22 protein-coding genes are annotated in these 22,243 nt (G+C 75.0%); 6 read left to right on the top strand and 16 right to left on the bottom strand.

Annotation, left to right across the window (positions count from 1 at the left end; translation table 11 throughout):
• A complete protein-coding gene (locus ACH436_RS05770) occupies positions 1 to 1,035 on the bottom strand; it encodes a transglutaminase domain-containing protein (RefSeq protein ID WP_430559239.1) in 1,035 nt (344 codons plus the stop codon).
• A gap of 54 nt (positions 1,036 to 1,089) precedes the next feature.
• Positions 1,090 to 1,521 (bottom strand): nucleoside deaminase, encoded by a 432-nt coding sequence (locus tag ACH436_RS05765; RefSeq protein WP_429766818.1) that lies wholly within the window; start codon positions 1,519 to 1,521, stop codon positions 1,090 to 1,092.
• 190 nt (positions 1,522 to 1,711) lie between these two features.
• Between ACH436_RS05765 and upp the strand changes: the two genes are divergently transcribed.
• Entirely contained in the window at positions 1,712 to 2,347 is a 636-nt protein-coding gene (gene upp, locus ACH436_RS05760) for a uracil phosphoribosyltransferase (RefSeq protein WP_430559238.1), read from the top strand.
• Between the two features lie 22 nt (positions 2,348 to 2,369).
• Here the strand turns inward: upp and ACH436_RS05755 are convergent, their stop codons facing one another.
• Positions 2,370 to 6,326: a sigma-70 family RNA polymerase sigma factor gene (locus tag ACH436_RS05755; protein ID WP_430559237.1), complete on the bottom strand. Its 3,957-nt coding sequence runs from the start codon at positions 6,324 to 6,326 to the stop codon at positions 2,370 to 2,372.
• Positions 6,327 to 6,551: 225 nt separating this feature from the next.
• Here ACH436_RS05755 and ACH436_RS05750 point away from each other — a divergent pair, with 225 nt between their 5' ends.
• Positions 6,552 to 7,343 (top strand): hypothetical protein, encoded by a 792-nt coding sequence (locus tag ACH436_RS05750; RefSeq protein ID WP_430559236.1) that lies wholly within the window; start codon positions 6,552 to 6,554, stop codon positions 7,341 to 7,343.
• Positions 7,344 to 7,389: 46 nt separating this feature from the next.
• Here the strand turns inward: ACH436_RS05750 and ACH436_RS05745 are convergent, their stop codons facing one another.
• From ACH436_RS05745 to ACH436_RS05710, 8 genes are all read right to left on the bottom strand, one after another.
• Complete coding sequence (locus tag ACH436_RS05745; protein ID WP_430559235.1) at positions 7,390 to 7,698, bottom strand: DUF1540 domain-containing protein; 309 nt, start codon at positions 7,696 to 7,698, stop codon at positions 7,390 to 7,392.
• A 166-nt stretch (positions 7,699 to 7,864) separates the two neighbouring features.
• Entirely contained in the window at positions 7,865 to 8,290 is a 426-nt protein-coding gene (locus tag ACH436_RS05740; RefSeq protein WP_430559234.1) for a heat shock protein transcriptional repressor HspR, read from the bottom strand.
• A gap of 34 nt (positions 8,291 to 8,324) precedes the next feature.
• Positions 8,325 to 9,329 (bottom strand): DnaJ C-terminal domain-containing protein, encoded by a 1,005-nt coding sequence (locus ACH436_RS05735; protein ID WP_430559233.1) that lies wholly within the window; start codon positions 9,327 to 9,329, stop codon positions 8,325 to 8,327.
• A gap of 105 nt (positions 9,330 to 9,434) precedes the next feature.
• Positions 9,435 to 10,082: a nucleotide exchange factor GrpE gene (grpE, locus tag ACH436_RS05730; protein ID WP_430559232.1), complete on the bottom strand. Its 648-nt coding sequence runs from the start codon at positions 10,080 to 10,082 to the stop codon at positions 9,435 to 9,437.
• On the bottom strand, positions 10,079 to 11,962 hold the full coding sequence (gene dnaK, locus ACH436_RS05725; RefSeq protein WP_430559231.1) for a molecular chaperone DnaK: 1,884 nt from the start codon (positions 11,960 to 11,962) through the stop codon (positions 10,079 to 10,081). The genes grpE and dnaK overlap by 4 nt, the downstream gene beginning before the upstream one ends.
• Positions 11,963 to 12,163: 201 nt before the next feature.
• Positions 12,164 to 13,105, bottom strand: a complete 942-nt coding sequence (locus ACH436_RS05720; RefSeq protein WP_430559230.1) for a cold-shock protein — start codon at positions 13,103 to 13,105, stop codon at positions 12,164 to 12,166.
• A gap of 76 nt (positions 13,106 to 13,181) precedes the next feature.
• Entirely contained in the window at positions 13,182 to 13,787 is a 606-nt protein-coding gene (locus ACH436_RS05715) for a flavin reductase family protein (protein ID WP_430559229.1), read from the bottom strand.
• A gap of 49 nt (positions 13,788 to 13,836) precedes the next feature.
• On the bottom strand, positions 13,837 to 14,313 hold the full coding sequence (locus ACH436_RS05710; protein WP_430559228.1) for a GNAT family N-acetyltransferase: 477 nt from the start codon (positions 14,311 to 14,313) through the stop codon (positions 13,837 to 13,839).
• 153 nt (positions 14,314 to 14,466) lie between these two features.
• On the opposite strand from ACH436_RS05710, the gene ACH436_RS05705 reads away from it, so the two are divergent.
• Both ACH436_RS05705 and ACH436_RS05700 read left to right on the top strand, forming a co-directional pair.
• Entirely contained in the window at positions 14,467 to 15,267 is an 801-nt protein-coding gene (locus ACH436_RS05705; RefSeq protein ID WP_430559227.1) for an AraC family transcriptional regulator, read from the top strand.
• A gap of 104 nt (positions 15,268 to 15,371) precedes the next feature.
• Complete coding sequence (locus ACH436_RS05700) at positions 15,372 to 15,986, top strand: LysE family translocator (protein ID WP_430559226.1); 615 nt, start codon at positions 15,372 to 15,374, stop codon at positions 15,984 to 15,986.
• Positions 15,987 to 16,006: 20 nt separating this feature from the next.
• Here the strand turns inward: ACH436_RS05700 and ACH436_RS05695 are convergent, their stop codons facing one another.
• Together ACH436_RS05695 and ACH436_RS05690 are read right to left on the bottom strand one after the other, a co-directional pair.
• Positions 16,007 to 16,684 (bottom strand): histidine phosphatase family protein, encoded by a 678-nt coding sequence (locus ACH436_RS05695; RefSeq protein ID WP_430559225.1) that lies wholly within the window; start codon positions 16,682 to 16,684, stop codon positions 16,007 to 16,009.
• Positions 16,685 to 16,752: 68 nt separating this feature from the next.
• Positions 16,753 to 17,163: a RidA family protein gene (locus ACH436_RS05690; RefSeq protein ID WP_430559224.1), complete on the bottom strand. Its 411-nt coding sequence runs from the start codon at positions 17,161 to 17,163 to the stop codon at positions 16,753 to 16,755.
• A 79-nt stretch (positions 17,164 to 17,242) separates the two neighbouring features.
• On the opposite strand from ACH436_RS05690, the gene ACH436_RS05685 reads away from it, so the two are divergent.
• The gene (locus ACH436_RS05685) at positions 17,243 to 17,623 is read left to right on the top strand and encodes a winged helix-turn-helix transcriptional regulator (RefSeq protein WP_430559223.1); all 381 of its coding nucleotides are present in this window, start codon (positions 17,243 to 17,245) and stop codon (positions 17,621 to 17,623) included.
• On the opposite strand, the gene ACH436_RS05680 is transcribed toward ACH436_RS05685, so the two are convergent.
• The gene (locus ACH436_RS05680) at positions 17,613 to 18,857 is read right to left on the bottom strand and encodes an MFS transporter (protein ID WP_430559222.1); all 1,245 of its coding nucleotides are present in this window, start codon (positions 18,855 to 18,857) and stop codon (positions 17,613 to 17,615) included. The genes ACH436_RS05685 and ACH436_RS05680 overlap by 11 nt on opposite strands.
• 72 nt (positions 18,858 to 18,929) lie before the next feature.
• Here ACH436_RS05680 and ACH436_RS05675 point away from each other — a divergent pair, with 72 nt between their 5' ends.
• Positions 18,930 to 19,823 carry a LysR family transcriptional regulator gene (locus ACH436_RS05675; RefSeq protein WP_430559221.1) on the top strand — a complete coding sequence of 298 codons (894 nt, stop codon included), beginning with the start codon at positions 18,930 to 18,932 and terminating at the stop codon, positions 19,821 to 19,823.
• On the opposite strand, the gene ACH436_RS05670 is transcribed toward ACH436_RS05675, so the two are convergent.
• Both ACH436_RS05670 and ACH436_RS05665 read right to left on the bottom strand, forming a co-directional pair.
• A complete protein-coding gene (locus ACH436_RS05670; RefSeq protein ID WP_430559220.1) occupies positions 19,808 to 20,503 on the bottom strand; it encodes a response regulator in 696 nt (231 codons plus the stop codon). The two genes, ACH436_RS05675 and ACH436_RS05670, sit on opposite strands and share 16 nt — an antisense overlap.
• On the bottom strand, positions 20,500 to 22,224 hold the full coding sequence (locus tag ACH436_RS05665) for a sensor histidine kinase (protein WP_430559219.1): 1,725 nt from the start codon (positions 22,222 to 22,224) through the stop codon (positions 20,500 to 20,502). The genes ACH436_RS05670 and ACH436_RS05665 overlap by 4 nt, the downstream gene beginning before the upstream one ends.
• Between the last annotated feature and the right edge of the window lie 19 nt (positions 22,225 to 22,243).

Raw genomic sequence — 22,243 nt, 5'->3', positions numbered from 1 at the left:
TCAGGCCGGGGCGCCGGCCCAGCGGGTCGTGCGCCCGCGCAGGTCCGTGATCCCGACCCGGCCCGTGGGCGAGAGCGTCGTGACCAGCCCGCGCGCCGCCCACCGGCCGGCGTAGCGCGCCGCGAGCCCGTCCTCGGCCGCGGCGTCCCCCGCGTCGGCGGCGACCAGCAGCGCGGCGACCTCGTCGGCGAGCGCGTCCAGCTCGTCGGACGTCGGCTCGGGCGAGGGTTCCACCGGGGCGTCGTCGCCGCCCGCCTCCTGCGCCCAGAGGTCCCCGACCCCGGGGACGTCGTCGGGCGTCGCGCCCCACACGTCCCACAGCAGCACCTCGTCGCGCATCCGGTGCGCCAGCTCGAGCAGCACGTACCCGCGCACGAAGTCCTGGCCGCCCAGCTCGGGCAGGTCGGGCGCGACGCCGTACGACGCCGGGTCCACCTGCCCGGCGCGGATCGCCCGCCACACCTCCGCGGCGGTCGGGAACGGGGACTGCGGCCCCGTGGGCATGTCGCGCACGTCGAAGCCCCACGCGCCGTCCGGCGTCAGCTCCGGGTCCCAGCGCACCCAGCGCCCCGTGCCCTTCTCCCCCGTGCCGCCGGCGCCCGCGTCCCAGTGCTCCACGACCACGTGGTCGTGGAAGAAGGGCGGCTCGAAGTACCCCGCGAACCCGATCCGCGACCGCGCGGGCACGCCGTGCGACCGCAGCACGCCGAGGGAGAACAGCGTGTGGTCGCGGCAGCAGCCGGCCACCTGCTGCGGCACGTCACGGGGTGCGTCGAGCGGGCCCGTGCGGCGGGCGACCGCGGTGTCGAGGATCGACGACAGCCACCGCTGGTCGATGTCCGCGCGCTGCGCGTCGGTGAGCGTCGGGCGCCCCGCCCGGTAGTGCACGATCGTCGCGCACGCCGCGGCCCCCGTGGCGGCCGGCGTCGGGACGACGGCGCGGAGCAGCTCCTCGTGCGGGCCGGGGTCGGAGTACGCGCTGTGCCGGGCGTAGTCGTCCAGGGTCGGTGCCGTCGCGCGTGCCGTCGTGTCCATGCCCTGCTGACCTCCGTCGTCGTGGGGAATGATCGGCCCGCGCGTGCGTCGTCGTCAGCGGCGGGACTCGAAGAAGTCTCGCAGGATTCCGCCGCACTCGTCCTCGCGCACCCCGCCCACGACCTCGACGGCGTGGTTCGCGCGCTGGTCGCGCACCAGGTCCCACACGGAGCCGGTGGCGCCGGCCTTCGGGTCCCACGCGCCGAGCACGAGGCGCCGCACGCGCGCCGCGACGAGCGCGCCGGCGCACATGACGCACGGCTCGAGCGTGACGACGAGCGTGCACCCTTCCAGCCGCCACTCCCCGCGCGTGGTGGCGGCCTGCCGGAGGGCGAGCACCTCGGCGTGCGCCGTCGGGTCCCCGGTCTCCTCGCGCCGGTTGCGGCCGAGCCCGACGAGCCGGCCGTCCGCGTCGACGACGAGCGCCCCCACCGGCACGTCGTCGCTGGCGAGCGCGTGCGACGCCTCGTGCAGCGCCAGCCCCATGAGCGCGTCCCATGCGCGCCTCCGGCCGCTGACCGTGGGCGGCGGGAACTCGCCGTCGGCCCACGGCAGCGCGAGGCCGGGCGCGGCGTCGGACGTCATGCCCGTCAGGCTAGCCGCCCCGCGAGTTGTCAGGGCCACAGTCGCGTATAGCGTGCGCTGGGCCTGACAACTCGCGGGTACCGTGGGGGCCATGCGCCTGCACGTCGCCGACCACCCGCTGGTCGACCACAAGCTCACCGTCCTCCGCGACGAGAAGACCCCGTCGGCGACGTTCCGCCTCCTCGTCGACGAGCTCGTGACCCTGCTCGCCTACGAGGCGACGCGGCACGTGCGCACGGAGCCGAAGGAGATCCGCACCCCGGTCACCACGACCACGGGCGTGCGCCTCAGCGACCCGAGCCCCCTCGTGGTGCCGATCCTGCGCGCCGGCCTCGGGATGCTCGAGGGCATGACGCGCATGATCCCGACGGCGGAGGTCGGCTTCCTCGGCCTGCAGCGCGACGAGTCGACCTACGAGGCCGTGACGTACGCGAACCGGCTGCCCGACGACCTCACCGACCGGCAGGTCTTCCTGCTGGACCCCATGCTCGCCACGGGCGGCACCCTGGTCGCGGCCATCGACTACGTGCTGGAGCGCGGCGCCCGCGACGTCACCGCCGTGTGCCTCCTCGCCACCCCCGAGGGCCTGAAGGTGCTCGAGGACGCCGTCGGCTCGCGCGTCGACGTGCAGATCGTGGTGGCCGCCGTCGACGAGCGGCTCAACGACCAGAAGTACATCGTGCCCGGGCTGGGCGACGCCGGCGACCGCCTGTACGGCATCGTCTGACGGGTGCCGGCCCCGGTCGGGGTCAGCGGTACTCGCAGTCCCCGACCCGCTCCCAGGCCCCCGCCGAGCCCCGGCCCGACCAGCGGCCGTTGCCGTTCCCCTTGCCGTCGGCGTTCCCGTTCCCGTTGCCGTTGCCGGCCTCGTCGGCCGAGGCGTCCCCGCGTCCCGCGTAGCGGTAGTTCGCGCCGTGCCACGACACGACGTCGCCCACCTCGTGGCGGTCGCCCCACCGCGGACGCTCGGCGCACCAGCCGGTCGTGCCGGTGAAGGGGTCGACGACCAGCTCGACGGACCAGTCTCCGGCGCCCACGGCGTAGGTGGCGCCGTCGCGCCCCCGCACCGTGCCGCCGTCGGCGGTCACGCTCTGGCGGGCCGGCACGGTCACCGCGACGGACGCGCCGTTCGACCCCTGCACGGTGAAGTCCTGCGGCACGGACGAGCCGGTGTTGTCGAGCACCACCGACACGGGCCGGGTGGACGTCGAGCGCCACCGGCCCTTCTCCACCTGCACGGCGCCCGGGTCCAGCCGCGCCTGCGGGTCGACGACGACGCACGACACCGCGTCGTGGTCGACGGTCCGCTCCACGGTGCGCTCCCGGCCCTCGATCTCACGCCCGAGCCGCACGGTCACCTGGCCGGCATCGGCCGTCAGCCCGGCCGCAGCCGTCCGGAGCGTGGCGGTGGAGCCCGCCTGGACGTCCTTCTCCGTGCCGCCCGCGAGCCTCGCCGTCCAGTCGCTCGCGTCGCGGTTGCGCACGTCGACCAGCACCTGAGCCTGGTCCTCGACGCAGCGGGTCGAGGTGGACACGTCCACCGCGTCCGGCCAGGTCACCGTCGCGCAGCTGTCGAACTCCGGGACGTCGACGCTGGTGAGGTCGCGGCCGTCGGCCGTGACCGTCAGGGTGCGGGTGCCCCACGGCACCGACACCGTCAGCGTCTCCGTCGCGCCGGCGTCGACCGTGGCGGCCCGCCGGTCCCCGGCCCCGCCCTGCACCGCGAACCGGACGGGGTGCGTGGAGCCGGAGTTGTCGACGGGGACCGACACCGTGCGCCACGACCGGTCGGCGGAGGCGTCGAACCGGCACTCGGCCGCGGTGAGCGTCACCGCGCCGCCGACGACCGGGGCGAGCACGGCGGCCGGGTACGAGGCCGTCGGCGCGACGGCGGGAACGACACCCTGCGCGGGCTCGTCGCCGTCGGCGTCGGCCACCCACCGGTACAGCCGGAACTCCGCGGCACCCGCGCCGAGCGAGGCGCGGTCGGTGGCGGCGACGAACGTGGCGCTCTCCCCGGCGGCGAGCCGCTTCGGCTCGGTGGTGACGCCCGCCGCGGCCATCTCGACGCGCATCGCCTCCGCGCCCGTGTTGGTCAGCGTGCCGCGCACCTGCAGGCGGCCGTCGACGTTCACCGTCTGAGCCGAGGTCGAGACGTCCCACGCGGGGTCGTAGCAGTCGGCCGCGCGGTGCGTCCCGCCGGGCACGGTGGTGCGGTACGTCTCGCCACCGAGGGTCGTCGCGACGGTCCAGGTGGCGTTGCCCGACGGGACCCGGATCCCGTCGGGCACCTGGACGGTCACCGACCCCCCGGGCGCGACCTCCTGCGCCGCCGCCGCGGTGCTCCCCGCGGCGTCGAGCCGCACGGCGAGGGTCTGGTCGGTCTGGTTGACGTACGTGCCCTCGACCACGGCCGAGGCCGTGCCCACCCCGCCGACGGCGGTGCAGACGGCCTGGACCGCGCCCGCGCCCGAGGCGGCGCCCGCCCACGACTGTGCGACGGTGACCCCGGCGTTGCCGCCCACCGTGTGCACCGAGCCCGGGAGCTGAGGCGTCGCGGCGACGGTCACGGCCCCCGGCGCGGTGGAGCCGTCCGCCACGACGCGCAGGCGGACCGTCAGCTGCTCGCCGGGCGCCAGGGGGGCCGCCTCGGGCCGGGCCACGCAGGTCCACACGGCGCCGGCGTCGCCGGGCACGCACACGAGGTCGCCGTCCGACGCTACGGGCCGCAGCCCGGCGGGCACCGCCAGCTCGACGGACCAGGCGGCGGCGGGCTGGTCGCCGGTGTTGCGCACGGCGACGGGCACCCAGGCGGCGCCGGGGTTGGAGACGGGGACGACGTCGCTCGCGGAGGCCGTGAGCTCGGCGCCGAAGTGCCGCACGGTCGTGGGTGCCAGGGCGACGTCCTCCCGGCCCACGCCGTCCGCCCAGACCGCCGCCCCGATCGCGTAGCTGCCTCCGGCGTTCGCACGCACCGGCACGGAGACGTCGCGGGAGGTTCCCGGCTCGAGCGTGCCGACCGTGCAGCGTGCCGTCCGGCCCGTAGCGTCCCCCGGCGTGCACGCCAGGGCGTCGTCGGCGAGGACGTCGCCGACGGAGGCGCCGGCCGGCGCCTGGGGCAGGGCCAGGTCGACGCCGTCCGGCAGGACGACCTCGACGACCGCCGCGCTCGCCGCCGCCTGTCCCGTGTTGCTCACGGTGAGCACCAGCGGCTGCGCCGTGCGGGGCTCGAGCGGCGCCGCGGCGGCGGTGACCGTGAGGTCCGCGACGGGCGCGAAGAGCGTGGTGCCGAGCAGGTTGACGGGGCTCGTCGGGTCGGCGGTCGGGTCGACGGCGGGTTCGGCCGGGTCGGCGGGCTGCACCTCGCCCTCGCCGGGCTGCTCCCCGGGCGGCGCCCACGGGGCGCCCTGGACGGTCACGGGTGCGGGCGGCACGACCGCCGGCGGCTCCTCGCCGCTGCCGAGCGCGTTGAGCACCGTGACTACCCCGACGGTCGCGACGGCGACGGCGCTCGCCGCGGCGGCCACGCCCGCCGTGCCGACCGCCGCGCCCGCGGCCGCCGCCGTGCCCGCGGTCGCCGCCGCCGTTGTTCCCGCGGTCGCCGCGGTGGCGGTCGCGGCACCCGCCGTCGTGCCCGCGGTCGCCGCGGCGGTCGTGCCTGCCGTGGCCGCCGTCGTCCCGGCCGTCGCTGCCGTCGTGCCCGCCGTCGTTCCGGCCGCCGCACCGCCGCCGATGCTCGCGCCGCCGACGCTGGTCGTGCCGACGGTGCCGGCCGTGGCGGTGCTCGTACCCGAGACGGCGCCGACGCTCCCGGCGCTCACCGTGCTCCCCGCTCCCGCGGCGCTGCCGGCGCTCACCGCGCCGCCGGTCGTGACCGCCCCGCCGAGCATGCCGCCGATCGGGAGCGCTCCCACGACCGCCAGGCCCGCCAGGCCCACGATCAGCGGGGCCACCACGGCCCGCATGCCGTGCGCGATGTCGCCCAGCTCGAGCACGAGGGACCGGCACTCCGCGCACGTCTCGAGGTGCGCGTCGACCTTGGCGACCTCGCGGCGCGCGAGGCCCCCGCGCACGTACGCGCCGAGCAGCGGGTTCACCACGCGGCAACCGTCGGTCGACGCGTGCGTCAGGTGCTCCTGCAGGTACCCGACCCGCAGCCCCTCGCGGGCCCGGTAGGCGAGCGCCGAGACCCCGTTGGGCGTCAGGCCGAGGATCGGGGCCACCTCCGCCGGCGCGCGTCCCTCGATCTCCGTGTACCAGAGCACGGCCTGCCAACGCTCCGGGAGTGCCTGGTAGGCGTTCTTGACGACGGAGTGCTCGAACCCCTCGAACGTCGCCACGTCGGTCGGGTCGACGAGGCCCAGCGCCGCCTCGAACGTGCCGTCGTCGGCCGTCGGCCGTGTCCGCTTCACGCCCCGCGCGAGGTCGGCGGCGAGGCGCCGCACCACGGTGAGCAGGTAGGCGCGGAAGGTCGCGTCGGGGCCGCCGCCGTGCTGCAGGACGTCGAGCACGCGGTGGAACGCCTCGGACACGAGGTCGTCCGCGTCGGCCGACGACCGGACGTACTGCCGGGCCACGGCGCGCGCGGCGGGGACGTGCCGCGTGTAGAGCGCCCCGAACGCCTCGAGGTCTCCGCCGCGCACGTCGAGGATCAGTTCGGCGTCGCTGCGCGCGGAGTCGTCCGATCCCACGTAGACGTCCGTCATGGCCCGACCTCGCTCTGGCTGCGTTGCGTGCGCGCTGTACCGCGCAGACCTCCGTACTCTACGCACCCCCGAGGGCCGCCCCGGGGGTGAAATTCCCCAGGATCACCGCAGGATTTCCGCAGATTTTCGTGCCTCGGGCAGCGGAGAGGGCTCTCCGGACCGATCTCGCCCGTGTCAATGCCGCACAACTGCGTCATGATGGCTGACCATGGCGGTCCCATCCACATGAACCGGTCCACGAGCGGTCCCCCGAGCGCGCCGGAGAACGGCGCGCCCGAGCACGTCTCGAACGTGCTCGACCGCTGGCGCGCGACGAGCCTCGCCGAGGTGTGGCTGCGCCCCGACGACTGGTACCACCCGGCCGTGGACGCGCTCGTCGAGGCCTTCGAGGACGGCCGCTCCCCGCACGCCGCCGCCCACCGCCTCGGCGCCGCGCGCGGCCGGGCCGGCGTCGGCCTGGGCGAGACGCTGGACGACGTCGAGTGCCTGTACCGCGCGGCCCACGAGCCGACCGACCCCGACGCGATCCGCGCGGTGGCCGTCGGATGGGTGCGCGGACGGGACGCCGAGCCGGCGCTCGGGGCGCTGCGCGACCCCAGCTCGGGGCTGCCCACGCGCGAGTACCTCGCCGAGCGGCTGCGGGAGACCTACGGCGCCGCGGTCGGCGCGGACCAGGGCGTGCCGGACACGCACTGCCTCGTCGTCGTCGACGTCGCCGTCGACGGGCTCGCCCCGTGGGACCGCGCGGCGCGTTCCGCGACCGTCGGCCGCGCCCTCGAGCAGGTCTACGGGGAAGGGCACCCGATGGCCGCCCTCACCGACGGGGTGTTCACCGTGCTGGCCCGCCGCGACACGGGCGTGCCCGACCTGGCCAAGGCCACCCGCGGGGTGGTGGAGCGCAACGCCGCGCTCATGGGTCTCGGGGACGCGCTGAGGCGCCCCACCCGGGTGTGGGTGGAGCGCCTCCCGACGACGCACGCCGCCGCCGTCGAGCTGCTGACGCAGCTGGCCCGCTAGCTCCTGACCGACCCTCCGACCCTCTCCGGCGGGGGTCGGCGTCGCGTCAGTGGTGCGCGTAGGTGAGGCAGTCGGCGTGGCTCTCGTCGTCCGGGCCGGGCCCGACGCGGATGGCCGTCGCCGCGCACTCGAGGTCGGAGTTGTGGACGCAGTCGCCGCGCTGACAGGCACCCACGTGGGCGACGACCTTCTCCAGGCCGCCCTTGGAGCTCAGCGGGATGAACGTGGCGCACGCCGCGTCGCCGGTGTGCCCGGCGATGGTGACCGCGCCGGCGTGGCACCCGTGGTCATGGTTGTAGCCGCAGCCCTCGACGGTGCACTCGGTGACCTCGGGCATCTCCATCAGCGTGCTCATCGCGTGCTCCTCGTCGCTCGACGCCGGCTCTCGCCGCTGCGAACCACGATATTCCTCTCGCACGGAATTGCACAGTGAATGCGCGCACGAATTCCCCGGAGATCGAATAAGGAATACCTTACCTATTGCACAGATGAATTAGAGAAGAATTGCGTTGCGGAAAGATCTAGCCGCGGCGGTGCGGGCGCCAGAGCACCAGCGCGCCCTCGGCGGCCTCGATCTCCGCCCGCTCCGCGCGGCGGAGGCGCTGGCCTCGGCGCACCACCACGACGTCGCCCGTCGTGCCGGCCGTGAACACCCGGCCGCCGGGCTCCGTCGCGAGCGCCGCGAGGCGGCCCTCGAGCTGGGCGACATGCTCCTGCAGGTCGAGGATGCGCCGGATCCCGGCAAGGTTGATGCCCTCGACCTGGGCGAGGCGCTGCACCTCGAGCAGGCGCGCCACGTCGCGCTGCGAGTAGCGGCGGCCGCGGCCCGCCGTCCGGCGCGGCGTCACCAGCCCGAGGCGGTCGTACTGCCGGAGGGTCTGCGGGTGCATGCCCGCGAGCCGGGCCGCCTGCGACACGGTCAGCACCGGTGCGTCCTCGGTGACCATCGCTACCTCCCTCGCCGCAGCACGACCCGCCGCGTCATTCCGCCGCGCGCTGCGCGAGCCCGGCCCGGACGTCCTCGTGGTCGCTCTCCGCGGCGAACGTCTCGAGCGCCTCCTTCGCCTTCCTGCTGAGCTTCTGCGGCACGGCGACCTGAACCGTGACCAGCAGGTCGCCCTGCGTCTTCCCGCTCGGCACGCCGCGACCCTTGACCCGCAGCACGCGGCCGGTCGGCGTGCCTGCCGGCACCTTGAGCCGCACGGTGTGCCCGTCGAGCGTCGGCACCTCGAGCGTCGTGCCCAGCGCGGCCTCCGCGAACGTCACGGGGACCGTCATGCGCAGGTTCGCGCCGTCGAGCGTGAAGACCGGGTGGGGCGCGACGTGCACGGTGACCACGAGGTCGCCGGCGTCCCCGCCACCCGAGCCAGGGCGTCCCTTGCCGCGGATGCGCAGCTTGCGGCCGTCGTTCACGCCGGCGGGGATCTTCGTCTTGACCTTGCGGCCGTCCACCGTGAACTCCACGGTGGCGCCCTCCACGGCCGTGCGGAACGGCAGCGTGGTCTCGGCCGCGACGTCCGGGCCCTTCTGCGGGGTCGTGAAGCCGGCGCGCCGGCCGCCGGACCGGAAGCCGCCCTGGCCGCCGAGCATCGAGCTGAGGATGTCCTCGAAGCCGCCGCCGCCCGCGCCCCCCTGGGGGTACTGCTGGTAGCGCACGTTCGGGCCGGCGCCGCCGCCGAACATGGAGCCGAAGACGTCCTCGAAGCCGTTGCCCCCGCCGCCCGGGCCCGCCGCGAAGCGGGCGCCGCCGCCGGCCATGGCGCGCACGGCGTCGTACTGCTGGCGCTGCTCGGCGTCGGACAGCACGGCGTACGCCTCGCCGATCTCCTTGAACTTCGCCTCGGCCGACGCGTCGCCCGGGTTCTGGTCCGGGTGGTACTTGCGCGCCAGCTTGCGGTACGCCTTCTTGATCGCCGCGTCGTCCGCGTCCTTGGGGACGCCGAGAGCGGAGTAGAAGTCCTTCTCGATCCAGTCCTGACCTGTCACGACGTCCTCCTTCCTGTCATTGTCCGCGAGATCGACCCACCCGTCGTGGGGTCGACCCTCGGTGGGTCGATCTCACGACGGGCGGGTCGATCTCGCGGAAGGGTGTCACTCGGGGCCGACGACGCCCACGCGGGCGGCGCGGACGACCTTCTCGCCGATCCGGTAGCCGGGCTCGACCACCATCGCGACGGTGGTCGCCGTCGCGTCGGGGTCCACGTTGTGCATGAGCGCCTCGTGGACGTTCGGGTCGAACTCCTCCCCGACCGCGCCGAACCGCTCGATGCCGAACCTCGCCAGCGACGCGTCGAGCTTCTCCGCGATGGCCGCCATGGGCCCGGACAGCTCGGCGTGCTGCTTGGCGCGCTCGATGTCGTCGAGCACCGGCAGCAGCGCGCTGAGCACGTCCTGCGTGCCCTGGGTGCGCGCCGCCTCCTGGTCGCGCAGCGACCGGTTGCGGTAGTTGGTGAACGACGCCCGCTCGCGCTGCAGCGCGTCCAGGTGCTCCGCCGCCTCGGCCTTGGCCTTGAGGACCTCGGCGCTCTCGGCGGCCTCGCCCTCGGGCTCGAAGTCGAGCGCCGCGAGCGGGTCGGAACCCTCGGTCGCGCCCGCGTCGTCGGCCCCCGACGACGCGGCACCGGAGGCCGCGCGGGCCTCCCCGGACGTCGGGTCGACCTTGCGCTTGTCGGTGAACTGGAACGGGGTGTCCCCCGAGCCCTCGGGCTCGGGGGTCCCCTGCGTGTTCTCGTCCGTCACTTCTTGTCGTCCTCGTCGTCGACGATCTCGGCGTCGACCACGTCCTCGTCGGGAGCGGAGGAGGCGCCGGCGGCGGAGGCCGCGTCGTCCTCGGCGGCCTGGGCGTTGCCCGCGGCCTGCTCCTGCTCGGCCGAGGCGTAGAGCGCCTGGCCGATCTTCTGCGAGGACGCGCCGAGCTTCTCGTACGCGGCCTTGACGGCGTCGGCGTCCTCGCCCTCCAGGGCGGTCTTGACGCCGGCGATGTCGGCCTCGACCTCGGTCACGACCTCGGCGGGGAGCTTGTCGCGGTTGTCCGCGATCTGCTTCTCCATCGAGTACGCGAAGGCCTCGGCCTGGTTGCGCGTCTCGGCCTCCTCGCGCCGCTTCTTGTCCTCGGCGGCGTGCTCCTCGGCGTCCTTCACCATGCGGTCGATGTCCTCCTTGGGGAGGGCCGACCCGCCGGTGATCTTCATCGACTGCTCGGTGCCCGTGCCACGGTCCTTGGCGGACACGTGCACGATGCCGTTCGCGTCGATGTCGAAGGTGACCTCGATCTGCGGGACGCCGCGCGGCGCCGGGGCGATGCCGGTGAGCTCGAACGTGCCCAGCGGCTTGTTGTCGCGGGTGAACTCGCGCTCGCCCTGGAAGACCTGGATCGCCACGGACGGCTGGTTGTCCTCCGCCGTGGAGAAGATCTCGCTGCGCTTGGTGGGGATGGCCGTGTTGCGCTCGATGAGCTTGGTCATCACGCCGCCCTTGGTCTCGATGCCGAGGGACAGCGGGGTGACGTCGATGAGCAGCACGTCCTTGCGCTCGCCGCCGATGACGCCGGCCTGCAGGGCCGCGCCCACGGCGACGACCTCGTCCGGGTTGACGCCCTTGTTGGGCTCGCGGCCGCCGGTGAGCTCCTTGACGACCTCGGTCACGGCCGGCATGCGGGTGGAGCCACCCACGAGCACGACGTGGTCGATGTCGGAGATCGAGATGCCGGCGTCGCGGATGACCGCGTGGAACGGCGCCTTGGTGCGGTCGATGAGGTCCTGCGTCATCTGCTGGAACTGCGCGCGCGTGAGCTTCTCGTCCAGGTGGACGGGGCCGTTCTCGCTCATCGACAGGTACTGCATCGAGATGTTGGTGCTCGTCGCGGAGGAGAGCTCCTTCTTGGCCTGCTCCGCCGCCTCGCGCAGGCGCTGCAGGGCGATCTTGTCCTTGGAGAGGTCGACGCCCGCGCTGTTCTTCACCTGCTTGATGAGGTGCTCCACGATGCGCTGGTCCCAGTCGTCGCCGCCGAGGCGGTTGTCGCCGGACGTGGCGCGCACCTGGATGGTGGAGAAGTCGTCCTCGTCCTTGCCGACCTCGAGGAGCGAGACGTCGAACGTGCCGCCGCCCAGGTCGAAGACGAGGATGAGCTCGTCCTCCTTGCCCTTCTCGAGGCCGTAGGCGAGGGCCGCCGCGGTGGGCTCGTTGACGATGCGCGTCACGTTGAGGCCCGCGATCTGGCCGGCGTCCTTGGTCGCCTGGCGCTCGGCGTCGTTGAAGTACGCCGGGACGGTGATGACCGCGTCGGTGACGGGCTCGCCCAGGTACTCCTCGGCGTCGCGCTTGAGCTTGCCGAGCACGCGCGCGGAGATCTCCTGCGCGGTGTACTTCTTGTCGTCGATCTCGACCGACCAGTCGGTGCCCATGTGGCGCTTGACCGACGAGATGGTGCGGTCGACGTTGGTGACCGCCTGGCGCTTGGCCACCTCACCGACGAGGACCTCGCCGGTCTTGGAGAACGCGACGACGGACGGCGTCGTGCGCGACCCCTCCGCGTTCGCGATGACGGTGGGCTCGCCGCCCTCCAGGACGGCGACCACCGAGTTGGTGGTACCCAGGTCGATACCGACTGCTCGAGCCATGTGTGATGCCTCCATGCGTACGTCCGGGCGCCTGTGCACCCGAGGTTGAGTCAACTGCACTCAACGTAAATCTCGGCGCCCGGGACTCGCAAACTGCAGGCGCCAAAGTTGAGTCTGCTTGGCTCAACCTTGCTCGGCGCGTCGATATTCCCCCAGGTGGCCCCGGCCGTTCGCCGTGAGCGAACAGCCGGGGGCCTCGGTTCAGATCAGCTCGACGCCGTCGGCCTGCGGCCCCCGGTCGCTCTGGCGCACCTTGAAGCGGACCCGGTCGCCCTCCTCCAGGAACTCGGCGTCCCGCACCACCGACACGTGCACGAACAGGTCGTCGCCACCGGCGTCCGGGGTGATGAAGCCGAAGCCGCGGTCGGCGTCGTAGCGCGCGACGGTGCCCTCGCCCGCACGCGCCCGCCCGGCCGGTCCCGCGGGGCGGCCCGACCGGCCGCGGTCGCGGTCCCGCCCGCCGCCTCCGTGCGCACCGCCGGACCCGCGCGCGAGCCGCACGTCGCGGGCGTTCGGGCCCTTGTCGCCCTCGACGACGTCGAACGTCACGCGGGCGCCCTCGGAGAGCCCCGTCAGCCCCGGGCCGAGCGCGTTGACGTGGACGAAGACGTCCCCGCCACCCGCGTCGGGGGCGATGAACCCGAAGCCCTTGACGTCGTCGAACCACGACACGGTGCCGTCCGCCCCGTCGGACGCCGGCGCGGACGCCTCCGCCGCCAGCGGCAGCAGGTGGTCCGCCTGCGGCCCCTTCTCGCCGTCGACGACGAGGAACGCCACCCGCTGACCCTCGGTGATCACGCCGCCGGTGACGATGGCCGAGCTGTGCACGAAGACCTCGCCGCCGCCGCCGTCGGGCGTGACGAAGCCGTACCCCTTGGCCGGCTCGTACCAGGCGACCGTCCCGAGCACGCCCACCGGCGCGTCGGCGGCCCGGTCGCCCGTGACGCGCACGCGCCGCGCCTGCGGGCCGCGGTCGCCCTCGCCCACCTCGAACTCGACGGTCTGCCCCTCGCGCAGCTGCTTCGGGCCGTCACCGCCCAGGATCTCGGACGCGTGCACGAACAGGTCCTCCGCCTCGTTCCCGAGGTCGATGAAGCCGAACCCTCGGTCGGCGTCGAACCATCGGACAGTTCCCTGCGGCACCTGGTACTCCTTGTGTTGGCAGACAGTAGTGCTGTCCCCAGTGTCCCCCGACCGGACGCGGGCTGGTGCTCCGAGGTCAGCGGCGGCGGGTGCGCCCCAGGCGGTCGCCGGTCCCGAAGTACTCGCGGAACACGTACAGGGCCGGCGACCACGCCGTCGTGTCGACGTGCCCGGTGGCCTCGTCGACGACCTCCCGGTCGGCGTGCACGGCGCGCACGTACACCTCGACCATGCGGAAGTCGTCGGCGTCCGGGCCGGACGGCGCGTGGATCGCCTGCACCTCGGCCTCGCACTGGATCGCGCACTCGGCGATGCGCGGCGGACGCACCACGGTCGACGGCTGGGCGGTGAAGCCGCCGGGCGTCCACTTGTCGCGCGCGGTGCGGAACTGGCCCTGCTTCTGCGGCGGGAGCGGGTCGCTGCCGCTGAGCAGCGCGATCTGCTCCACCTGCGGCCACCGCCGCGCGTGCGGGTAGTTCACCACGCACTGGCCGTCGCGCTCGAGGTTGGCGAGCGTCTGCGACCCGGTCCCCCAGCCCAGCACGACCGTGCGGCCGATCGCCCACGCGGACGACATGGGTCCGATGTTCGTGCCGCCGTCAGGGTTCGTCGTGGTGACCAGCGCGATCGGCGTGCCGACGTACAGCACGCGGGGCTCGATGGTGACGTGGGTCTGGCTCATGCCGCCAGGATCGGGGCGGAACCTTTCGGTCCTCGCCGCACCGTCGTCGTCAGAGCGTCTTGCGCATCTGCTGCGTGACGACGGCGTACCCGGCGGAGTCGTAGAGCGAGACGGCCGCGGCGTTGCGCCCGAAGACGTTCAGCTCCAGCGCGGTGGCGCCCGCCTGCCGGGCGGCGTCCTCCGTCGCCTCCAGCAGCGCGCGCCCCAGGCCTCGACCCCGCCGCGGCTCGACGACCTCGATGTCGTAGAGGAACGCGATCCCGGCCACGCCGAGCGGCGGGTGCAGCGCCACCCAGGAGCGGCCGACCGGCTCCCCGTCGGCGTCCACCGCGAGCCGGACGAGCATTCCCTCCGTGTCCGGCCCCTGCGGCAGGAGCCGCGCGGACTCGTCGCGGGCGCGCCGGACCGCGCCCTCGTACGGCCAGCGCCCCGCCGCGACCTGCTCCGCCGCGTAGTCCTCGGCCAGCGCGTCCTGCCACTCGTCGAACTCGGCCGGGGTCATCGGGCGCAGCGTCACCGTCGTCATGCACCGCATGGTGGCACCGTTCGGGTCGACGTAGTACCTGGCGTCGTCTCCGGCCGGGGATGCCTCATCGGGTACTACGTCGACCGGCCCACCATGGGGGTCGCGCGCGACGACGGCGTCGACGCGCTCGACGATGCCGTACGGTCGGCGTCGATGACGGAGTTCTGGCACGACGCGGCGCTGCCGCAGCTGGAGGCGCGGCGGTCCTGCCAGGACGCCGCGTGCTACCGACCGCACTCGCACGAGAGGTTCTCGGTCGGGCGGATCGACGCGGGGACGACGAGGTTCACCGGCGCGGACGGCGGCCTCGTGCCGCTCGCTGCCGGCGACGTCATCCTCATCCCTGCCGGGCACGTGCACTCCTGCAACCCGGACCGGGGCCGCTGGGAGTACGGGATGATCCACGCCGACCAGGACTGGGTCGCGGGCCTGCTGCCCGTCGGGTCGGACGCCCTCCTGACCGGTATCACCGTCCTGCGCGCTCCCGACGCCTACCGCCGGGTGCGCGACGTGGAGGACCTGCTGTTCGCGGCCGGCGACGGCTGCGCGGTCGACGGCCCGCAGGTCGCGGAGGCTCTCCGCCACGCTCTGCGGGCGTGCGCGGCGACGTCGGCGCACCGCCGGATCGATCCCCTCACGGACGACGCGCTGCTGGAGCGCCTGCGCCCGGTGCTCGCCCGGCTCCACGAGGACGCGTCGACCCCGGCCCTCGACGAGCTGGCCACCGTCGCCGGGATGGACCGGTACGCGCTGGTGCGGACGATGAAGCGGGCGACAGGGCTGACGCCGGTGGCATGGCGCCACAACGACCGGGTCACCGCCGCGCGGGCGATGCTGCGGGCGGGCAGACCGCTCGCCGAGACCGCCCACGCCCTCGGGTTCGCCGACCAGAGCCACTTCCACCGGGTGTTCCGGGCGCACGTGGCCGCCACTCCCGGCGCCTACCGACGCTGACGCCGCCCAGCCCTCGCTGCCCCTCGGCCCGCGCACCGCCGGCGGTCGCCAGGTGCGCAATCTCGTTCAAGACCACGACGGTGTGCCCGTCCCAGCCTGGGCGCATGGAGCAGTTCCTTGCCGTCGCCGTCGCGCACTTCCTCGCCTTGCTGATCCCCGGGGTCGACTTCTTCCTGGTCGCACGCACCACGATGACCAGCGGCTGGCGCAGCGCGAGCGGTACGTGCGTCGGGATCGCCTGCGCGAACGCGGTCTTCGTTGCCGGGGCGTTCGCCGGGCTGTCCGTGATCACGAGCCCCGCGGTGCTGCTGGCGGTCCAGGGCGCGGGCGGCGTGTTCCTCGTCGTCATGGGTGTCGCCTTCCTGCGCGCCCGGGTCGACGTCGACCTGGGCGCTCCGGCCAGGGACGGTCGCGCCCCGTGGACCCGGAACCTCGGCCTCGGCCTCGCCTCCGGGCTCCTCAACCCGAAGAACGCGCTGTTCTACGTCAGCCTCGCAGCCACCCTCACCGCCGCGTCCGCCGGCGCGCGCGCGTTCTACGGCGCCTGGATGGTGGCCGTCGTGCTGGCGTGGGACCTGTTCGTCGCCGTCGCCCTGGGCTCGGAGCGAGCGCTCGCGCGGCTCGCCCGCCTCCTGCCGTGGCTGACCCGGGCGGCCGGCGGTGTCCTCGGGCTGCTGGGGCTCGGGATGATCGTGGCCCTCGTCGCGAGCCCGGGCTGAGCCGGCCGTCGGTCGTCCCGTCAGTCGTCGACGGGCTCACCGGTGGGGTCGTGCGCGACGACGGCGTCGAGGCGCTCGCCGCCGACAGGCTCGCGCTGCCAGTCCACGAGCCGCCAGCCGGACGCCGGGTCCCCCTCGACCTCGATGAGGCCGGTGTTGGCGAGCGGGGTGTGCGCCAGCTCCTCGACGTCGAGCCCGCGCACGCGCGCGCCGGCCCACGAGCGGATCGCGGCCCCGTGCGAGACGGCGAGGACGACGTCGTGCCCGTCCGCCTCGCCACCGGCGGGCACGAGCGCCGCGACGGCGTCGTCGAACCGGGCGAGGAACGCATGCCCGTCGGGCCCGCCGGGCATGCGGCGCGACCGGTCGCCGCGCGACCAGGCGAACACGGTCTCGAGGTAGGTGTGGTGGTCGGCGAGGTCGGCCGACATCTCGAGGGAGCCGGCCTCGATCTCGCGCAGCCCGTCGAGCACGCTGGGGCGCAGCGCGCGGTCGGCGGCCAGCGGGCCGGCGGTGAGCGACGTGCGCACCAGCGACGACACCGCGAGCGCGTCGATCCGCCGCCCCTCCAGCGCGGCAGGCACGGCGGCGGCCTGCTGCTCGCCCAGAGGCGTCAGCCGGGGGCCGGGCGCACCCGTGTCGAGCAGCCCCGCCACGTTCGAAGGGGTCTGGCCGTGTCGCAGCAGGAGGAGTCGCATGCCCCCAGGGTTTCATCTGGCACCACCGGCGGGCGGCGCGTCCGCGGCCCGGCCGCGGACGCGACCGCTCAGTCGAGCACGGCCTCCGCCTCGATCTCGACGAGCACGTCCGGCTCGAACAGGCTCTCCACCCCGACGAGCGTGGCCGGCGGCCACGGCTGCGGGATGCGGAGCTCGTCGGCAACCTCCTCGATCCCTGCCAGCAGCTCGCCGTACTTCTCCGGGCGCCAGCCGACCACGAGGAAGCGCAGGCGGACGACGTCGCCGAAACCCGCCCCGGCACCGGCCAGGCCTCGGGCGGTGTGCCGCAACGCCGCGGCGACCTGGCCGGCGAGGTCGCCGGCAGGGGCAGGCGACCCGTCGGCGGCCCGGCCGACCTGCCCCGCGACGTGCACGTGCCGGGACCCGAGGCCGACCGCGACGTGGTGATACGGGACGGGGTGGAGCATGCCGGGCGGGGTGCGGAGCTCGACGGTCATGGGGCGTCCTTTCGACGGGGTGATCAGGTATCCGATGTCTACCTGGTCTCCGAAGGCCACTTCAACGAGACTTGGTGTCATGAGCGATACCGCCCCCGCCCTGGCACCCGCGCACCGTGAGCTGCTCGACGAGGTCCTCGACAAGTGGTCCCTGCAGGTGCTCGAGTCGCTGTGCGAGCGACCGCAGCGGTTCAACGAGCTGCGCCGCAGCATCCCCGCCGTGACCCAGAAGTCGCTCACCGCCACGCTCCGACGGCTCGAACGCAACGGCATGGTCGAGCGGACGCTGCTCAGCTCCCGCCCGGTCGCCGTCGAGTACCGCGTCTCGGACCTCGGCAGCACGCTCCAGGGCCTCGTGGACGCCCTGCTGGCCTGGTCCACGGCCGTCCTGCCCGACGTCGAGGCGGCCCGGGATGCCTTCGACAGCCCCGGACCGGACGCGACGACGCTCAGCCGCTGACGACGGCGCCCGGCGCGCCCGCCGTCGCCCGCCCCCGGATCCCGAGGCGCCGGGTCGCCAGCAGACCGACGCCGCCGGCGAGGACTTGCACTGCGCCCGTCACGACGAGCACCGGCCCCGCGCCGACCCACCCGATGACCGCGCCGCCCACGAGCAGCCCGAGCGACGCGCCGCCCGAGTGCAGCACGGTTTCGGCGGTGAACGCGGCCCGCCGCTCGGCCCCGAAGGTCTGCTCGCTGATCAGCGCGTTGAGCGCGGCGATCCCGAACGGCGTCGCCAGGCCGCCGACGGCGGACACGAGCGCGACGCCCGCCACGCTCGGAACCACCGCCGGGAGCGCCGCGAACGACAGCCCGAGCACCGCCCAGGTGCCGACCGCCGTCGCGAGGCGCGGCAGCCGGTCGACGACCAGCGGCGCCACGAGCGACGCGGCGACCGACGTCGCGCCGTAGCCGCTCATCCCCGCCGCGATGAGCGCGCCGGGCATCCCGTGCTCCACGCCGAGCACCGCCAGGCCGAGGCTGAAGCCGAACCAGCACAGGCCGCCGACGCCCGCCGCGACGACGCCTACCGTGACCTGCGGGTGGGCGCGCAGGACTGCGAGCACCGGCGTCGGCCCCACCCCGCCCCGCCCGGTCGTCGTCCGGCCGCCCGCCCGCGGGACGCCCAGCATCGCCGCAGCCGCGACGAGGACGACGGCGGCCTGGCACCACAGCAAGGGCTCCGCGCCCCACACCACGACCAGCCACGCGCCCAGCGGCGGCGCGAAGACCATCGACACCCGGTGGGCGAGGTCCTGCCACGCGAGCCAGCGGGCGGCGGTGCCGCCGAGACCGTCGGGGGCGTGGCGTCCGGCGTCCGCGAGGTCGGCGACGAGAGCACGCTCCGCGGGCCCGAGCAGCGCCGTCGCGACGCCGGTCACGAGCCCGGACGCGCACAGGCTGACCGCACCCACCTGACCGAAGAGCGCCGCGACCGGCACGATCGCGAGGCCCGCGACCTGCACCAGCATGACGACGGCGAGCGCCCGCCCGGACACCAGCCGCTCGCGCAGGCCGCGCCCCCACCAGCCGACCGTCAGCAGCGGCAGCCCCGACATGCCACCCACGAGGCCGGTGGCCCACGCCTCGCCCGTCTCGGCGAGGGCGACGAGCGGGAGCGCGACGGCGGTGACGCGCGCACCCACCCAGGTGAGGAAGGTGATCGCGGTGAGGATGAGCAGGGGTCGTCGCATGCCTCGATCCTCGGCGGCCGCGTCCGACGCCGGTAGACGATGTCGAGGGCCCGTCGCTCATACGCTGGGGACATGACCTCCCGTCTGACCGTGGACGACCTGCAGCTCGCCGAGGCGGTCGCGCGGCACGGCTCCGTGGGAGCTGCGGCCCGCGAGCTGCTCGTCGCGCAGCCGTCCGCGAGCCGCCGTCTGGCCACGCTGGAGCGACGCCTCGGCACGCCGCTGTTCAACCGCGACACCACGGGCGCCCGGCCCACCCCGGCGGGCCGCGAGCTCGCGCGCCTGGCCGCGCGGTTCCTCGCGGAGCTCGACGCCCTGCCGGACCAGGTGCTCGCCGCCGTCGCCGCGCCGACCCTGTCGGTCGGCACCATCCAGGCGCTCAGCCCGATGGTGCTCACCGCCGTCGAGCTCGAGCTGCCCGAGGTCACGATCCTGCCGGAGGTGGATCACGGCCCGAACCTCGTGCGGCAGGTGCACGAGGGCACCCTGGACGCCGCGATCGTCACGGTGGCGGAGCAGATCGTGGTGCCGCGTGGCCTCCAGCGCACGCCGCTGGGCTCCTCGCCACGGGTCGTCGTGCTGCCCGACGGCGTGGCGCCGCTCGAGACCGGGAGCCGGCCGTTCGCGGGGCGCACGGTCGTGTACAGCCTCATCGACCTGGCGGGCGAGGCGACGCACCGACGCCTGTCCGCGCTGGGCGCCGTCCCGCGCCGCGGCCCCACCACCGAGGCCACGCTCCGCATCGCGCGCGAGCTGGGCTGCCCCGCCCTCATGCCCGAGCTCACCGCCCGCTGGTATGCCGTGCCCGAGGACCGGATCGTGCCGTCCCCGATACCGGGGACGGTGCGCGTCACGCTCGTCACCCGCACGCCGCGGCCCGCCCCGCTGACGGACGCGCTGCCCCGGATCACCACCCGTGTGCTCGGACCCGGGGCGCCGGGCGATCCGGCTCAGCGCAGCCGGTAGCGGCGCTCGGGGCGCCCCGCGGTGCCGTAGTTGAGGCGCACCGCGGCGCGCCCCGTCGTCGCGAAGTGCTCCAGGTAGCGGCGGGCGCTGACGCGGCTGACCCCGACGGCGTCGGCGCACTCGGTGGCGCTGAGCTCGGCGCCGTCCGCGAGCGCCGCGAGCACGGCGTCGGCGGTCTCGGGGCTGAGTCCCTTGGGCAGGGGCGCGCGGGGCGCGGCCAGCGGCGAGCGGGCGAAGACGGCGTCGATGTCGGCCTGGATGTCGGCCGGGCTGCCGGCGGCGCCGTCGTCGTCCAGGCCCTCGAGCGCGGCCCGCGACCGGCGGAACTCCTGGAGCCGCGCCGTGAGGTCGTCGGACGCGAACGGCTTGACGAGGTAGTGCGCCGCCCCGCCCGCCGCGGCGGCGCGGACGGTGTCGGCCTCGCGGGCGGCCGTGATGACGACGACGCCGAGGTCGTGGCCCGCGGCCCGCAGGCGCCGCAGCACCTCGACGCCGCTCATGTCGGGCAGGTGCACGTCCAGCAGCACGAGGTCGGGACGCAGCGCCTCGACGGCGGCGAGCGCGTCGGCGCCGGAGTGCGCCTCGCCCACCACCCGGAAGCCCGTCACCCGCTCCACGAAGCGGCGGTGGATGGACGCGACCATGAAGTCGTCCTCCACCACCAGCACGTCGAGGCTCACGCCTGCTGCACCCCCTGATCGGCTCGTCCGGCTGCGACGACCTGCGGCAGCCGTGCGATGAACACGGCGCCCTGGTGGTCACCGCCGCCCTCGCGGGCGCCGCCATTGTGCACCGTCACCTGCCCGCCGCGGCGCTGTGCCAGCACGTGCACGAGCGCGAGACCCACGCCCCGGCCGGTCGCGCCGTGCGGCTTGGTGCTCCACCCGCGCCGGAAGATCGCGTCCGCCTGCTCGGGCGGCACGCCGCGACCGGTGTCCGCGACCTCGACGAGGACGTCGCGCGCGGGGCCGTCCAGGGCCAGCCGCACCCGCACCATCGCGGGAGCGGCGACGCCGCGCGCGTCGGGGCCCGCGGCCCACGCCGCGGCGTCGACGGCGTTGTCGACGAGGTTGCCGAGCACGGTGCCCACGTCCGCCGACAGGTCCGGGTCGAGACGCGGCAGCGCGCTGCCCGGGTCGACGACGAGCTCCACGTGCCGCTCGTCCGCGAGCGTCGCCTTGGCGATGAGCAGCGCCGCCACCGCCGGGTCGGCGATACGCGTCGTCACGACGTCGCTGAGGTCCGCGCGCCGCCGCGTGAGCCGCTCGACGAACCGCCCGACCTCGTCGTACTCCCCCAGCTCGATGAGCCCCGAGACGGTGTGCAGCTGGTTGCTGAACTCGTGCGTCTGCGCGCGCAGCGTCTCCGTGACGCTCTCGCGCGCGTGCAGCTCGCTCTGCAGCGCCAGCAGCTCGGTGCGGTCGCGCAGGGTGGTCACCGTGCCGGCCGGGCGGCCGTCGTGCAGCACGCGGCGCCGGTTGAGCACGAGCACGGTGTCGCCCGCGACCAGGACCGCGTCGTGCACCTCGTCGGTGCCGCGCAGCAGGTCCAGGACGGCGGGGTCGAGGCCCAGGTCCGCCAGCGGGCGGCCGGTCGGCTCGGGCGCACCGGCGGGGATCCCCAGGAGCTCGCGCGCGCTGTCGCTCATGAGGCTCACCCGGCCGTCGTCGCCCACGACGACGACGCCCTCGCGGATCGAGCGCAGCACACCCTCGCGGTGGTCGGCGAGCGCCGCGATCTGCGCCGGCTCCAGGCCGCGCGTGCGCCGCTTGACCAGGCGTGCCAGCAGCCATGACCCGCCCGCCGCGAGCGCGGTGCCGATGCCGAGCACCACGAGCACGTCGCCGCCGGCGTCGGAGAGGCGCTCCGTCAGCGGCGGGTACGGGTCGGCCAGCACGACGACGGCGACCGGCTCGGGAGCGCGCGGCTGCGGCACCGGGTCGCTGCCGCCGTACACCGGCACCCAGGCCGCGATGGAGCGCCCCGCCACGTCGGCGACGTCGCCGCTGCCCGCGCGCGTGGCGGCGTCGTCGGGCAGATCGAGGCGCTCACCCGTGCGGGTCGGGTCCGTGGCGGCGAGGATCCGCCCCTCGGGGTCGGTGAGGTAGGCGTTGCGGGCGTCGACGTAGGCCGCGCGGGTCTGCAGGTAGAACGCGAGAGCCCGGGTGTCGGGCGCGTCGGCGGCGAGCGTCGCCTGCACCGCCGGGATGCCGGCCAGCCCCTCCGCCGCCACCTCGAGGCGATCCGCCCGGTCGTCGCGGAACGCGGCGTCGGCCTGCCCCAGGAAGACGACCGCGGCCGCGGCCACGACGACGAGCAGCACGGCGAGCTGCAGCGCCAGCACCTGACCACCGAGCGTCAGGTGGTGGCGGCGGGACCCCCGCGAACGTCGTGACCGCAAGTTCCACAACCTCCTTTGG

It is taken from the genome of Isoptericola sp. NPDC019693 (assembly GCF_044389085.1).
Lineage (GTDB): Bacteria > Actinomycetota > Actinomycetes > Actinomycetales > Cellulomonadaceae > Isoptericola.
Note: the sequence above shows the minus strand (reverse complement) of the source record. Positions and strands in the feature narration are given on the sequence as shown.